The sequence below is a fragment of the Cupriavidus sp. 94F1 genome (genome assembly GCF_057798875.1).
Map to the genome: position 1 here is coordinate 204577 of NZ_JBYOJT010000005.1, position 14907 is coordinate 219483.

A 14907-nucleotide genomic window follows, 5' to 3' on the forward strand; every position below is an offset into this window, starting at 1 on the left:
CGCCATGGTAGCGGCCTCGCGGCGCTCACGGCCGCAGGGTCAGAACGTCATGCCGACGTTGAGCAGGAACGTGCGGCGCGACGTGGGTACGGCGCGCACCGCACCGAACGACGACTGATAGTTCAGGTGGTTCGTCAGGTTGTAGCCGTTCAGGGAGATCCGGTACTTGCCCTGCTTGTACGCGATCATGGCGTCCAGCGCGAAGTTGTCGGGCATCTTCGTGGTATTCGCCGAATCGGCCCAGTAGCCCGTGGCGTATTGCAGGCCGCCGCCGATGGTCAGCTGCCCCGGCACCGGCAGCAGCGTATGGGGAATGTCATAGGCCGTCCACAGCGTGACATTGTGGCGCGAGACACCGGGCGCCGTATTGCCCACGATGGATGCGGTGGTGGCCGACGTGACCTCGCCATCGAGATAGGCATAGGCCACGTTGGCCGTCCAGCCGCCGACGATGCGGCCGCTCAGCCCCAGCTCCAGGCCACGGATACGACGGCCTTCGCCGGAATCGGAAAAGCCGTTCGTGATGTCGCCGGTGGCCGGGTCTACCGTGTAAGCGTTGGTCTTTTTGGTCTGGAACAGCGCGCCGGTCACGCCCAGGCGCTTGTCCAGGAAGTCAAGCTTGACGCCCACTTCGATGGTATCGGCGCGCTCGGGCTCGTTGCTGAAGCCATTCTGCGGCACCTCGGACGCCACGCCGCCGACGGCCACGGCGATGTCGGTGCCCACTGGCCGGTAGGTGCGCGAGAACGACGTGTAGAACATGTAGTCCCTGGTCGGTTCCCAGATGGCGCTGATGGCCGGGCTCAGCTTCTTCGCGTCCGCCGAGCCGCCCAGCGACGACGCGCTGGTCGAATACTCACTGCGGAAGTAGTCCCAGCGCAGGCTGCCCAGCAGCGAGATCTGGTCGTTCAGGTACACGCGGTCGCTCATGAACACGCCAATATCGGTGGCATTGGCGTCGCGCGTGGCGTTATAGGCCACCGTGGCATTGGGGCTGTTGTAGAACACCGGGTTGACCACGGTCTGGTTGTTCATGCGGCCTGTCCAGGAGCCCTGGTCGCGGTGGTCGCGCTGGTAGATCGTATCCAGGCCCACCATCGCCTTGTGGCGGAGGCTGCCGGTCTGGAACTCGCCCTTGGCACTGAGCACGTTCTGCACGCCCCAGCCGCGCTGCAGGTATGTCACCCCGCCGCCCGCCGCGTAGGGCAGCGCCAGGTTGCGGCCCGACAGCAGCGTCTGCAGGTTGGCGTAAGTCAGCGCCGCCGGATTGGTGGACGAGAAATCGCGCTCGTAGAAGCTGAACCGCGTGTCGTTGCTGATCGTGATGCCGTTGTCGAGCCGGGTCATGAAGTTCGACGACACGATGTGGGCGTCGGTGGTGTCGCGGTCGGTATTGCGGACGTACGACGTGGACGACGACACACCCGGCACGCCGTATTCGGTCAACGGCCGGTAGAAGCCATCGGCGCCCTGCGCCACCGACACGCCGTAGTCGGGTGCGCCGCTGCGGTGCAGGTAAGCGTAGTTCAGGTGCCATTCGGTACGGGTGCCCAGGCCGGTGCCGAAGTCGATGGCCACGCCGCGGCGGTCGTCATCGACGTGGTCGCGGTCCGCCACGCGGCCATTCTGGAACATCCCGTTGATGCGCAGCGCCGACGCGTCGTTGAGCTTGAAGTTGCTGTCCAGCGTGGTGCGGTACGTGGCATCCGACGCAATGCCCTGGTCGATGCTGGTACGGGGGTGCAGGTTGGCCTTCCTGGTGGTCTGGTTGATCAGCCCGCCCACGTTGCCAACGCCGAAGCTCTCCCCTGACGGCCCCTTGATGACTTCGACGCTCTCGGTGTTGAACGCATCGCGCTTGTACGCGCCAAAGTCGCGCAGGCCGTCCACGTAGATATCGCCCTTGGCCGACAAACCCCGGATGCGGAACTGGTCGCCGTTCTGGCCGCCGTTGCCCTCGCCCGTGGAAATGGTGATGCCGGGCACGTTCTTGAGAATTTGTTCCAGCGATGTGGCGTGCTGCTGCTCGATGACTTCCTGCGGCACCACGTTGATGGTCTTCGGCGTTTCCTTGACCGTCTCTGGCAGGCGCGAGATGCCGGTCGGCGCGTCGTTGGCGTTGCCGATGCCCCGGCCGATGACCGTTACCTGCGGCAGCACGTTGCCGCCGCCCGCCGTGGCGGCGCTGTCCCCCGTCTGGGCGTGGACAGCGAACGGGACCATGACCAGGCCCGCGGAAGCGCCTGAGACCAGCAGGCGGATGGCATTCGGGATTTTCTTTTGCTGCACGGAAGACTCCAGCACGATTGCGTTTCGGACCCGACGTGCTGCCGTGCCTGGCTGGACCTTCAACACTCCCCGTCAAAGAGGTTGCACAACGCCCCTGCCGTACGGCAGGCATGGCAATCACGTCAAAACGAGAATGATTGCTATTTGATGTTGTGCAGGTTTGCTCGATTGTGGCGAATTGTGGCAATCGCGTCACAGCCACCGGTCACCGCCGTCTTCCGCCGCACCAGTTAGTTGGGCAGTTCGATCGATGCCCTGAGTCCGCCTTCCGGCCGGTTCTGCAGCGAGATTTCGCCGCCATGCGCACGGATGCACGAGCGGGCAATCGCCAGCCCCAGGCCCACGCCACCGCTGTCCATGCTGCGTGCCGAATCCAGGCGGGTGAACGGTTCGAAGACACGTTCGAGCTGGTCGGGGTCGATGCCGGGCCCGTCGTCCTCGATCTCGATGCGCAGCGACTTGCCCACGGTATCGGCCACGATCCTCACGCAGACATTGCCGTGGCGCGCGGCGTTGTCGATGATATTGCCCAGCGCGCGCTTCAGATGCACCGGCCGGCAGCGGTAGAACACCCCTGCGTCCACCTGGCTGGACCAGCTGACGCTGCGGCCCTGGAGGGTCTGGTTGTCCACCACTTCGCGTACCAGATCGCAGATCTGCACGTCCTGCGTGGGCGCATGCAGCGCCTCGTCGCGCGCGAAGCGCAGCGTTTCTTCGACCATGACCCCCATTTCGTCGATGGTCTGCACCATGGCGTCGCGCAGTTCGTCGTCGTCGATCAGCTCGGCGCGGATGCGCAATGACGTCAGCGGCGTGCGCAGGTCATGCCCGATGGCGGCGATCATCTGCGTGCGCCCGTTGACGAAGCGCACCAGGCTTTGCTGCATGTCGTTGAACGCCTTCGTGATCTCCCGCACGCCGCTGAGCCCGTCGGGCGTGGGCAGGATCACCTGCTCGCCGCGGCTGACCCGCTTCGAGGCTTCGGTCAGCCGCCGCAGCGGCCCCATGATGCGGCGGCCGAACAGCAGCGCGATCAGCGCCGTCGGCAGCATGCCGACCACCAGCGAGAAGCTCAGCACGCGCGACCAGTGGGCCGGCAGCATCGTCGGCCAGTGCCGGCTGTGCAGCCACTGGCCCTGTGGCAGCCTGACATCGACATCGAGCGCCGTGGCCTGCGTACCGCGAAACGCCTTTTCGAGCCAGTTGCCGCGGTCTTCGGCGGCAGCGCCGGGTACGGGTTCCACCTGGCGCAGCCGCACATGCAGGGGGGCGCCTTCGGGCACGCCAAGCAGGCGGTGCAGGCGCTGCGCCAATGCCTGCTCCTGCCCGTTCATGGTGTTCGCGAAAGCCACGGGCCGCGCCGCCAATTCGAATGTGGAATCGGGCAGGCTGATGTCGTCCAGCCAGGTGGCGGGGTCATCCGCGCGCGCCGCCACCCGGTAAGCGGAAAGCACACGGGTCTCGATGGTGCGGACGGACAGCGGGTGGATGGTGACGTTGTCCGCCCGCCACCAGGACAGCACCAGCACGGCAATCACATGCGCTGCCAGCATGGCCAGCAGCCACAGGGCCACCAGCTGGCCCGACAGGTTTCGCGGAAACAGCTTCATCAGTGTTCGAGCGTGACGCGAGTGGCCAGCAGATAGCCGTCGCCCCGCACGGTCTTGAGCATGCCGGGGCGGCGCGGATCCGGTTCCAGCTTCTTGCGCAGGCGGCTCACCTGGCTGTCGACGCTGCGATCGAACGCCACGGTTTCGGATCGCTGGGTCAGGTCCAGCAACTGGCTGCGGCTCAGCACGCGATTGGCGTTTTCCACGAACGCCCGCAACAGATGGAATTCGGCAGTGCTCAGCGGCACCACTTCGTCGCCGGGATTGCGCAGTTCGCGCGTGGCGGTATCGAACGTCCAGCCGCTGAAGATGAAGCGGCAGTCGGGCTGGACCGACGGCTCGGGCATGGTGGCCGGCATCGGGGCCCGGTTGCGCCGCAGCACGCTGCGGATGCGTGCAACCAGTTCGCGCGGATCGAACGGCTTGACGACATAGTCGTCGGCGCCGATTTCCAGCCCGGCGATACGGTCCGCCTGCTCGGTAACCGCCGTCAGCAGGATCACCGGCGTGCCTACGTGTTCGGATACATAGCGGCACAGCGACAGTCCATTTTCGCCGGGCAGCATGATGTCCAGCACGATCAGGTTGAAACTGCGCTCGTCCAGCCGCTGGCGCATGGCCCTGCCGTCCCCGACAGCCTCGACGTCGAAGTCGAAACGACGCATATAGGTTGCCAACGGATCACGAATGTTCTTGTGGTCGTCGACGACCAGTATCCGGGGGCGTATGTCCATGTCCAACTCAGTTTTTCTTTAAATAAGAATCATTATCGACATTCTACCGAACTGGCGCGCGTGGCACCCGGCACGCTTGCCTCCGACCGCGAATTAATGTCCGGCTAACGAACGTCGGCTAGGCTGCCCGTCGTTCTGCCACCCTGCCGGCACACCCATGCAGCCGGCCGGCGGAACCGAGCGTCCTGATATTCCGGAAATGCCTGGCGAAAAGCATCCATTGTCGATTCAGCTGCTTGAGACCCACCGTCTCACGCCCAATGCCGCGCGTGTTGCGCTGATGGAAATCCTGCTGGCATCGCCACAGCGCCATCTGAATCCCGAACAGCTTTGCGCGGCGATGTTCAGGCGCAATAACGGCCAGGCCATTTCCTCGTTCAAGAAGGCCATTTACGACCTGGCCGATCTGGGGCCGCTGGCGCGCGTGGTGGTACCGGACAAGAAAAACCGGTCGGTGACGTTTTACGAACTGGCCGACCAGCCGGTTCACCGCCACTTGTATTGCACCCACTGCGCCAGCCTGACCGAAGTGTTCGACGCCGCCCTGGAGCAGACCGTACGCCAGCACTTTCTGGCACACGGGCTGATACCCGCCAAGGCCGATCTCGCCCTGCCGGGGCTTTGCGCCGATTGCCAGCCACGATCCCGGGCGCCCCGCCCGGCGACTAGCGCGGCGCCATACTGACGGCGCGTCGTGGCAGCATGGTGCGGGCCGCCACACGGATGAGTGGCATCGCATACACTTCGGGCAATTGAAGCTGCCGCCGTGATGTCGATCGCCCGCAGGTGGCTCATCATTGCGTACTGCCACCTTCGACGCCGCACCGGACCATGAAGCGCCAATTCGACGATCTACAACTGGGCAGCATCGAACTGTTCTGCCTGGCGGCCGAACTCAGCAGCTTTACGGCGGCGGCCGTGGCGGCGGGCGTGACCCCGGCGGCGGTCAGCCGCAGTGTGTCGAGGCTGGAAGAGCGGCTCGGTGTCAGGCTGTTCGTGCGCACCACGCGCCAGATCCGGCTGACGGACGAAGGCCGCACCTACTTCGAGGAAACCCGTCAGGCGCTGGCCCAGCTGGTGGATGCCGAGCGGCAGATCAGCGGCCAGCACGCCACGCCTGCCGGCCGGCTGCGTATCAGCCTGCCCACCCCGTACGCGCACTATCGGGTGCTGCCGGTGCTGCCGGAATTCCGCGAACGCTATCCCGAGGTCGACATTGACGTCCATATCAGCAACCGCAATGTGGACTTCGCCGATGACACGTATGACCTGTCCGTGCGCGGCCGTGCGCCCGACGACTCCACGCTGATCGCACGCAAGCTCGAAGATGCGGAAATGGTGGTGGTGGGCACACCCGCCTACCTGAAACGCCATGGCACCCCGAAAACGCTCGACGACCTGCTGGCGCACGAGTGCATCCAGTTCGAACGGCCTAGCAGCGGTCGACGCATCCCGTGGACGTTCCGCCAGGACGGCGAGGATATCGACGTGGTGACCACCGGCGCCATTGCCACATCCGAGGATGCACTGGGCGGCGCCACGCTGGCCCGGGCCGGCGCGGGCCTGTTCCAGACCTATCGCTTTGTCGTCGAGCAAGACCTGCGTGACGGCACGCTCGTCCAGGTGCTGCAGGAATATGGCGGCAGCACACGCCCCTTCGTGCTCCTGTATCCGCACGCGCGCCATGTGTCCCAGCGGGTGCGCACATTAGTCGACTTCCTCGTCGACAAATTCGCCGCATAGGGCCCGCTTCTTTTTTGCGTGATCGGAATATCACTTGATACATGGCGGAACAAGCCAGGGGTTCGACTGGCCTTATTATTCCCATATCAAGATTTTTACATCGTCATCCATCTCGTTTCGAGAATAAATGGATGGCGTCTTCCGATCATGCCGAACACCACGACCGCCAACCATGCCTCGCCGCAAACCCGACGCGATGCCGCCGCGGGGAAATCGCTGTACGAAGCCATTGCAGCAGCCCTGGCGCTGGCCGTGGCGATGGGCTTCGGACGCTTTGCGTTCACCGGCATGTATCCGCTCATGGTCCGAGACGGCACGATGAGCGTGGCGACGGGGTCGCTGGCCGCATCGGCCAATTACGCCGGCTACCTTCTGGGTGCCCTGCTGGCTACGCGTATCGTGCATGCCCAGGCCGGCTTCTGGTCGCGTGTGGCGCTCGGCGGGACGGTAGTGTCGCTGGCTGTGCTGGCCTTGCCGCTGCCCAGTCCGCTGCTGATCGTCGTTCGCCTTGTCGCGGGCGTGCTCAGCGCAGTGGCCCTGGTCAGCGCCGCATCGTGGCTGTTGCATGTGCGCGGCCGACACGATGGCGCGCCGCTGATGTTTTCCGGCGTGGGGGTCGGCATCGTGGTTTCCGCCGAACTGATCGCCATGGGCAACCTGGCGCAGTGGCACAGCCTGGCGCTATGGCTGGCGCTAGCCATCGGCGCATTGATACTGAGCGGGCTGGCATGGCGGGTGCTGGGCCTGCGGGCCAGCACCGGCGACGCCACATCTGTCACCGCGGCACCGCAGGGCACTCTCGGGCCGGCGCCGCTGATTGCCAGCTATGGCCTGGCCGGCTTTGGCTACATCATCACCGCCACCTATCTGCCGCTGTTCGTGCGCGACGCGCTGGGGCCGATCGATCCCATCCACGTGTGGGCCGTCTTCGGCCTGGGCGCGGCACCGTCCTGTTTCCTCTGGCATGCCGTGCATGCGCGGCTGGGCACCCGCCGCGCCATGCAATGGAATCTTGGCGTGCAGGCCGTTGGCGTGGTGCTGCCCGCACTGAGCCATACGGCGCTGGCCTACCTGGCCAGTGCGGTACTGGTCGGCGGCACCTTCATGGGGACGGTTACCATCGCGGCGCCTGCCGCGCGCCGTCTGGCCCACAAGGTCAGGTTCAACCTGTTTGCCGTGATGACGGCAGCGTATGGCGTGGGCCAGATCGTTGGCCCGCTGATGTCCTCGGCATTGATGCACGGCGGCAATAGTTTCGCGCAACCGCTGGGCCTGGCCGCCACGGCACTGGTGACCGCCGCCGCGCTCTGCGCGCTTTGATCGCCCCCCGTGCTCACGCCGAGGCGGCGCCGTGGAAATGCGGCAGCACCGTCTGAGCCAGTGCGGGCGCGCCGCGCTCCACGCGCTATGCGCCACATCCGGTGCCGCTCGCACTCGGTGTCGGGATTGCGATGGTCTCCGCTCCCTACTTGTTACCGCCGCGCATAACTGTTTGTGTGCCGGTGCCGTTCAATCGCGGGCTTGCCTCACCTACATTTCCAGCCATCGACCACGTCGATTCGATTGGCAGCGATGCCAAGGTCAACCCAATCAATGAGGCAAATCATGAGCAACACGCAAACCACCCCCGCCACGCAAAAGGTCGCCATCGTCACGGGCGCTTCGCAAGGTATCGGCGCCGAGCTGGTCAAGGCCTACCGCCAGCGCGGCTACCGCGTGGTGGCGACGGCACGCAGCATCCAGCAACCCGATGACGCCAACATCCTGGCCGTGCCGGGCGACATCGCCGATCCCGACACCGCCCGCCGGGTGGTCTCGCAAGCCATCGAGACGTTCGGCCGTGTCGATGCGCTTGTCAACAACGCCGGCATCTTCATCGCCAAGCCGTTCACCAGCTATACGGCCGAGGACTACATCACCAAGACCGGCGTGAACCTGGCCGGCTTCTTCTACATCACGCAACTGGCCATCGCCCAGATGGAAAAGCAGGGCAGCGGCCACGTGGTGAGCATCACCACCAGCCTCGTCGACCATGCCATCCAGGGCGTGCCGTCGGCGCTGGCATCGCTGACCAAGGGCGGCATCAACGCCGCCACCAAGTCGCTGGCCGTGGAATACGCGCGCCGAGGCATCCGCGTGAACGCGGTGTCCCCCGGCATCATCAAGTCGCCGATGCACGCACCGGAAACCCATGAAGCCCTTGGCGCGCTTCACCCGATGGGCCATATGGGCGAAATGCGCGATATCGCCGAAGCCGTGCTGTTCCTGGAATCCGCTCCGTTCATCACCGGCGAGATCCTGCACGTTGACGGCGGCCAGAGCGCCGGTCACTAAGCCTTCCGGCCGCGCCCCGACACCGCGCGGTCTTTCCCGGCACCGGCCCGCCCTATAGGCGGGCCGTTTGCATTGATGCGGGTAAACCCTGATTCGCGTATCTCATGACTGACGGCGTGCTCTCCTAGACTGGAAGCTTTCGCCACACGAGAACCCGAAGGGAAAACCATGGCCACGATTGAAGTGAAGGTGCCCCAGCTGTCCGAATCCGTCTCGGAAGCCACGCTGCTCCAGTGGAAGAAGAAGCCCGGCGAAGCCGTCCAGCGCGACGAGACCCTCGTGGAACTGGAAACCGACAAGGTCACGCTGGAAGTGCCTTGTCCGGACAACGGCGTCCTGACGCAGATCGTCAAGCCGGATGGCGCCACTGTTCACGCAGACGAAGTGATCGCCGTGGTGGACACCGACGCCAAGGCCACCGCAGCCGCCCCGGCCGCCACGCCGGCACCGGCCCCTGCGCCCGCCCCCGCCGCGGCACCCGCTCCGGCCGCTGCGGCGCCCGCATCCGCGGCGGCAGCGGCGACGGGCGGCGGCGCCAGCCCTTCGGCCAAGGCCGACTTCGACGTGATCGTGATCGGATCGGGCCCGGGCGGCTATATCGCCGCCATCCGGGCCGCGCAACTGGGCAAGACCGTGGCCTGCATCGAGGAATGGAAGGACGATGCGGGCAAGCCACGCCTGGGCGGCACCTGCCTGAACGTGGGTTGCATCCCCAGCAAGGCGCTGCTGGCGTCGTCCGAACACTTCGAACACGCGCAGCACGGCATGGCCGACCACGGCGTGCAAATCAAGGGCGTGTCGCTGGACCTGCCGCAGATGATCCGCCGCAAGGCCGCCATCGTCGACAAGTTCACCGGCGGCGTGGAATTCCTGTTTCGCAAGAACAAGGTCACCTGGATCAAGGGACACGGCAAGTTCAAGAGCCGCGCGGCCGATGGCGTGGTCACCGTGGAAGCCAGCGACGGCGGCGACACCAGGCCCTACACGGCACGCAATGTCATCATCGCCACGGGCTCGAAGGCTCGCCACCTGCCCGGCGTGCCCGTCGACAACAAGATCGTGTCCGACAACGAAGGCGCCCTCTCGTTTGATTCCGTGCCGAAGAAGCTGGCCGTGATCGGCGCGGGCGTGATCGGGCTGGAACTGGGCTCGGTATGGCGTCGCCTGGGAGCCGAAGTGACCATTCTCGAAGCGTTGCCCGCCTTCCTGGGCGCCGTTGACGAAGCCATTGCCAGGGAAGCCGCCAAGGTGTTCAAGAAGCAGGGGCTGACCATCCATCTGGGCGTCAACATCGGCGAGGTGAAAGCCAAGGCCAAGGGCGTGACCATCGCCTACAAGGACGAGTCCGGCGCCGAGCAGAAACTTGAGGCCGATCGCCTGATCGTGTCGATCGGCCGCGTGCCGAACACCGACAATTTGGGCCTCGACGCCGTGGGCCTGTCCGCCGACCCACGCGGCTTCATCCCGGTCGATGACAACTGTCGCACCTCGGTGGCCGGCATCTATGCCATTGGCGACGTGGTGCGCGGCCCGATGCTGGCGCACAAGGCCGAGGACGAAGGCGTGATGGTGGCTGAAATCATCGACGGCCAAAAGCCGCACATCGACTACAACTGCATTCCCTGGGTGATATACACCGAGCCAGAAATTGCCTGGGTGGGCAAGACCGAGGCCCAACTGAAGGCCGAAGGCCGCGAATATCGCACCGGCCAATTCCCGATGCAGGCCAACGGCCGCGCCATGGGCATCGGCCGCCCCGAGGGCTTCATCAAGATGATCGCCGACGCGAAGACCGATGAACTGTTGGGCATCCACATCATCTCCGCCAATGCCTCGGACCTGATCGCCGAAGGCGTGGTCGCCATGGAGTTCAAGGCCGCCTCCGAAGACATCGGCATGATCTGCCACCCGCACCCGTCGCTGTCCGAGGTCATGCGCGAAGCCGCGCTGGCCGTGCAGAAGCGGGCGTTGAATATGTGAGGGGTGTCTGTCCGGGAAACACCTGCTTCCGCACGCCGTCCAGTGTGCGGAAGCAGCAATCGGCGAACGCCGGCATCAGTCGAACTCCCGTGCGCGCTCGCGGGCCATTTCTTCGAAGATCTCCCTGCCTTCGCCGACATGGCGCCAGAAACACGCTTGCCAGGCGTCCGTGGCGCCCGCCAGAAACGCCTCCTGCTTGTCCTTGTCGAGCGACTCCCAGTAAGGCTCCCAGTACACGTACCACCAGTACTCGATATTGCCCTGCAAAAACCCGAAGGCCGTTTCCGCCAATTCGGGGAAGGCCACCCAGGGCTCCGGCGGCTGAAGGCCCATCGCGATCACGCGTCGGCACACTTCCACGTCGTTGGTGGATATACCCGCACAGATCCCATTGAATTGCTCATAGGTATGAAAGATCAAGCGGTTCCCGGCATCCGTACGCCCTGCGTATGTGTTTTTCCCAATCAGGTCATAACCTTGCGTTACGACTTCACGCAATGCCGGCACCTTCTCAGGCAGCAGATGCACGCCAGTGCTGACCGCTTCCATTGACCTGTCCCGCAAATCCAGAAACAACGGATAGGCGCCCAGCGACTGGAAGGCCTCGTCGTCCAGTGGACGGCTGAACATGGCCTGCGCTTCTTCCAGGGAAATGCCGCAGACCGAACGATAGGCCCGCTGCAAGGTTCGCTCCACGTCGCGCCGGAGCTGGCGTTGCGCCCGCTTTTCGGGATGCATGGGTCTGAGATCGGCGAGCGTTTCAAGGACCTTCCCTATGATCTTGCGGATCTCGCTCATTCGAAACGCCGGCATCAGTCGAACTCCCGTGCGCGCTCGCGGGCTATTTCTTCGAAGATCTCCCTGCCTTCGCCGACATGGCGCCAAAAGCACGCTTGCCAGGCATCGGTGGCGCCCGCCAGAAACGCCTCCTGCTTGTCCTTGTCGAGCGACTCCCAGTAAGGCTCCCAGTACACGTACCACCAGTACTCGATATTGCCCTGCAAAAACCCGAAGGCCGTTTCCGCCAATTCGGGAAAGGCTACCCAAGGCTCCGGCGGCTGAAGGCCCATCGCAATCACGCGTCGGCACACTTCCACGTCGTTGGTCGATATATCTGCGCAAATGCCGTTAAATTGCTCATAGGCGTCAAAGATCAGGAAATCCCCTTGAACCCCGCGCCGAGCATAGACATTCTTACCGATCAGGTCATAACCACGCGTCACGACTTCGCGCAATGCCGGTATCTTTTCTGGCAGCAAATGCAGGCCAGTATTGACAGCTTCCATTGACCTGTCCCGCAAATCCAGGAACTGAGGATAACCTACGAGTGATAGAAAGACCTCGTCGTCTAGCGGACGGCTGAACATGGCCTGTACTTCTTCGAGAGACATCCCGCACACCGAGCGATAGGTACGCTGCAAGATTTGCTCCACTTCGCGTTGACGCCGTCGCTCAGCCCGCGTCTCGGGGCGCATGGGCAAGAGTTCGCGGAGTATTTCGAGGACCCGCTTCCATACCTTCTGATTGCGGGTCATTCGAACGCCCTTTGGGTCAAGTGGTCGGCCCCGAAATATCCCATCGCTCCGAACAGCACGCCTCCCACCAGGCCGGTAACGATCACCCCTGGCCCGGTCACCACCCCGTAGGTCATGCCCACGGAGGCGCCGAGCTTTGCGCCGGCCACGGCGCCGGCCCATCCCCCTGCCTGCCTCAGCACTTCCTGCGAGATTGGCTTGATCGATTGCAGTTTCACCGATTCCGACGCGGCAACCTTCAGGTCATAGGCGGTGAGGAATATCCCCACGACCTGAATCACCCGCCCCACGCGTACGTAGCCCCGTGCTTGGGGAAGCGTCTCCGGATTGAATATCGCACTGGCCGGAACTGGCTTGCCATTGAGCAGAACTTCACGATCTATCTTCGCCCAATCCTTCGCCTCCAGCGTCTTTATCCTCGTGTGCGGATACTTCAGGAGGTGGCGGTCCAGATCCCGTTGAATGGCGTCTTGCGAAACGATTCTTGCGCCCGCACGAAGCGCCTTTTCAATATCGACGTACGTGACCCTTCCGTCGAGTCGAGGCGAACCACTTGGGAAAAAATCGGTCGCTGACATGTACTTGGAGAACTTGTTGCCCTTGACATGCCCCGCAATAGAAATGTTCGAGTCTGGTGCCCGATAGTTGATGCCCTTGCGCTCGGGGTTCATTTCATTCTTCAGCACATCTATGGGCAACCTGGACTGCTCCAACGTCGCTTCATCCAGCACCTCATAAACCTTCCTGACCAGAAAGCCGTTTTGGCCGACCTCTTCCACCACCGCATAGAAAAACGCTCGCGCCGGCATCAACGGCGCCTCGAGCTCGACCCGGGACCCCTCTCGCGCATTGGTCGCTACGTTGTACGTGGTCATGTCAACGCCGCTCCCGCTTCCAGTGCTCTAGCGCCAGCGGGCCAAAAAAGACGGACAGTGTCTGCGGGCCGTCTGTCGCGATCCTGGGGCAAAAGCCGGCCTCGTCGGTGACGCCTTGCCAGGAATTGCCTTGCTGGTCGGATATGAAGTACGGCACGCCGGGCATGGGCGCGCCATCCTCGTCGATGCAGCGGATCTGCTCGTCATGGGCGGCTGCCGGGGGACTCGATCCACTCCCGGCGTTCTCGGCAACGGCCGCGGCAGCCACCGCAGACTCGGCGACGCCAGCCGCCGGTGCCCTGCCCGCACTGACCTCAAGCGTGAAATCCGACTGCGATGGAATGACAAGCGGTGGCTTTGCGCAGCCGCAATAGACGCGCGCGCCGCTGACAAGCAGTTGCCGCCCCATCAGGTCGAAATTTGGTCGGCAATCGTTGAAGACCTTGCCCGTGCCCTTGCAAGCCGGACATGTCGCGATGTCGCCTTCGACCCCCACCGGCTGGCCGTGATGCGTCATCATCCCGGCCCCCGATGCACAGAGCATCCCGCCGGTAGTTGTCTTGTCGCCGTTCTTCAGTGCGTATCGGATATCTGGCATGCTGGCCCCTCATGGAAGTGAGCGGCCATTCTGTTCAGCACGGGATATGCCGGTAAATCGTCGAATCCTTGAACTACGAACGTCAATGCCGAAGAAGCAACGGCGCCGATAGGAAAAGGATCAATCCTCCGCCGACACAAACCGCTTGCGATACTCCGCCGGGGTCACGCCGACCACCCGCAGGAATGCGCGGCGCAGGGTGTCGACGCTGGAAAAACCGCACTCGGCAGCGGCCTGTTTGGGGGCGATATTGCCTTCTTCGAGCAGTTGCCGGGCGGCGGTCACGCGCGCGGCCTCGACCCAGTGTGCCGGGGTGACGCCAACCTCCTCCTGGAACAGGCGCGACAGGTGCCGCGCGCTGACGCCGATCCGCGCGGCCAGGCTTGGCACGTCGTGGGCCGCCGCCGGGTGGGCGGCTACCCAGCGTTGCAGTTCCTGCAACGCCGCGCGGTTTGCCGCGGCGGGCGCTTCGCGGCGGCTGAACTGACCCTGCCCGCCTGGCCGCTTGAAAAACATCACGAGCTGGCTGGCCACCTTCAAGGCGATATCCCGGCCAAGGTCCTCCTCAACGAGCGCCAACGCAAGGTCCATGCCGGCGGTCACGCCCGCCGCCGTGCGCACCTTGCCATCACGCACGTGAATCGCATCGGCATCGACGGTCACCTTTGGATAGCGCGCCGCCAGCGCATCGGCGACAGACCAGTGCGTGGTGGCGCGGCGGCCATCGAGCAGTCCGGCCTCGGCCAGCAGGAAGGCGCCGCTGCAGACGGAACCGTAGCGCCGCGCCAAGGGCGCCGTGCGGCGGATCCAGTCAAGCACCTGGGGCTCGGCCGGCGCGTGGCCGGCATGCGGTGCACCGGCCACCAGCAGCGTGTGAAATCGCGACGGCGAACCGCTCGCCGTGTCGTCCTCGATCGCGATGTCCGGCAGCAGCCTGGCCCCCGACGACGCCGTCAGCGGCCCGCGCCGCAACGCCACCACCACCATCTGGTAGACCGTGACGCCTGTCTGGACATTGGCTTCGGCGAAAACGTCGAGCGGGCCGGATACGTCCAGCAACTGGACGCCTTCGACGGCCAGCAGGCAGATGGCACGGGTAGCGGGCATGGCGAAATGGTGCCTTTCAGGCACGGCGGGGCGGATTGTGCGGATTGTACGGATCGTCCGGATTGTCCGGATTGTCCGGATTGTCCGGGCATGTCTCTATTC

13 protein-coding genes are annotated in these 14907 nt (G+C 64.4%); 5 read left to right on the forward strand and 8 right to left on the reverse strand.

Features of this window, described 5'->3' with window-relative positions:
* Positions 1-39: 39 nt before the first annotated feature.
* The 3 genes from AC3FJ6_RS14635 to AC3FJ6_RS14645 form a co-directional block, all read right to left on the reverse strand.
* Entirely contained in the window at positions 40-2289 is a 2250-nt protein-coding gene (locus AC3FJ6_RS14635; RefSeq protein ID WP_488772560.1) for a TonB-dependent receptor, read from the reverse strand.
* A 230-nt stretch (positions 2290-2519) separates the two neighbouring features.
* Complete coding sequence (locus AC3FJ6_RS14640) at positions 2520-3899, reverse strand: ATP-binding protein (RefSeq protein ID WP_488772562.1); 1380 nt, start codon at positions 3897-3899, stop codon at positions 2520-2522.
* Entirely contained in the window at positions 3899-4633 is a 735-nt protein-coding gene (locus tag AC3FJ6_RS14645) for a response regulator (RefSeq protein ID WP_488772563.1), read from the reverse strand. The genes AC3FJ6_RS14640 and AC3FJ6_RS14645 overlap by 1 nt, the downstream gene beginning before the upstream one ends.
* Before the next feature lie 220 nt (positions 4634-4853).
* Here AC3FJ6_RS14645 and AC3FJ6_RS14650 point away from each other — a divergent pair, with 220 nt between their 5' ends.
* The 5 genes from AC3FJ6_RS14650 to lpdA all read left to right on the forward strand — a co-directional run bounded on the left by AC3FJ6_RS14650 (position 4854) and on the right by lpdA (position 10690).
* On the forward strand, positions 4854-5318 hold the full coding sequence (locus tag AC3FJ6_RS14650) for a Fur family transcriptional regulator (RefSeq protein WP_488772564.1): 465 nt from the start codon (positions 4854-4856) through the stop codon (positions 5316-5318).
* A gap of 146 nt (positions 5319-5464) precedes the next feature.
* The gene (locus AC3FJ6_RS14655; protein WP_488772565.1) at positions 5465-6376 is read left to right on the forward strand and encodes a substrate binding domain-containing protein; all 912 of its coding nucleotides are present in this window, start codon (positions 5465-5467) and stop codon (positions 6374-6376) included.
* Between the two features lie 147 nt (positions 6377-6523).
* On the forward strand, positions 6524-7696 hold the full coding sequence (locus tag AC3FJ6_RS14660; RefSeq protein WP_488772567.1) for a YbfB/YjiJ family MFS transporter: 1173 nt from the start codon (positions 6524-6526) through the stop codon (positions 7694-7696).
* 285 nt (positions 7697-7981) lie between these two features.
* Entirely contained in the window at positions 7982-8710 is a 729-nt protein-coding gene (locus AC3FJ6_RS14665; protein ID WP_153948598.1) for an SDR family NAD(P)-dependent oxidoreductase, read from the forward strand.
* Positions 8711-8878: 168 nt separating this feature from the next.
* The gene (gene lpdA, locus AC3FJ6_RS14670) at positions 8879-10690 is read left to right on the forward strand and encodes a dihydrolipoyl dehydrogenase (RefSeq protein WP_488772568.1); all 1812 of its coding nucleotides are present in this window, start codon (positions 8879-8881) and stop codon (positions 10688-10690) included.
* A 75-nt stretch (positions 10691-10765) separates the two neighbouring features.
* Here the strand turns inward: lpdA and AC3FJ6_RS14675 are convergent, their stop codons facing one another.
* From AC3FJ6_RS14675 to AC3FJ6_RS14695, 5 genes are all read right to left on the reverse strand, one after another.
* Positions 10766-11488, reverse strand: a complete 723-nt coding sequence (locus AC3FJ6_RS14675) for a hypothetical protein (protein ID WP_488772569.1) — start codon at positions 11486-11488, stop codon at positions 10766-10768.
* Between the two features lie 14 nt (positions 11489-11502).
* On the reverse strand, positions 11503-12225 hold the full coding sequence (locus tag AC3FJ6_RS14680) for a hypothetical protein (protein WP_488772570.1): 723 nt from the start codon (positions 12223-12225) through the stop codon (positions 11503-11505).
* On the reverse strand, positions 12222-13100 hold the full coding sequence (locus tag AC3FJ6_RS14685; protein WP_488772571.1) for a glycine zipper family protein: 879 nt from the start codon (positions 13098-13100) through the stop codon (positions 12222-12224). Before AC3FJ6_RS14685 ends, AC3FJ6_RS14680 begins: the two co-directional genes overlap by 4 nt.
* Position 13101: 1 nt before the next feature.
* The gene (locus tag AC3FJ6_RS14690) at positions 13102-13698 is read right to left on the reverse strand and encodes a PAAR domain-containing protein (RefSeq protein WP_488772572.1); all 597 of its coding nucleotides are present in this window, start codon (positions 13696-13698) and stop codon (positions 13102-13104) included.
* Positions 13699-13818: 120 nt separating this feature from the next.
* Entirely contained in the window at positions 13819-14805 is a 987-nt protein-coding gene (locus AC3FJ6_RS14695; protein WP_488772573.1) for a GlxA family transcriptional regulator, read from the reverse strand.
* Positions 14806-14907: the final 102 nt, after the last annotated feature.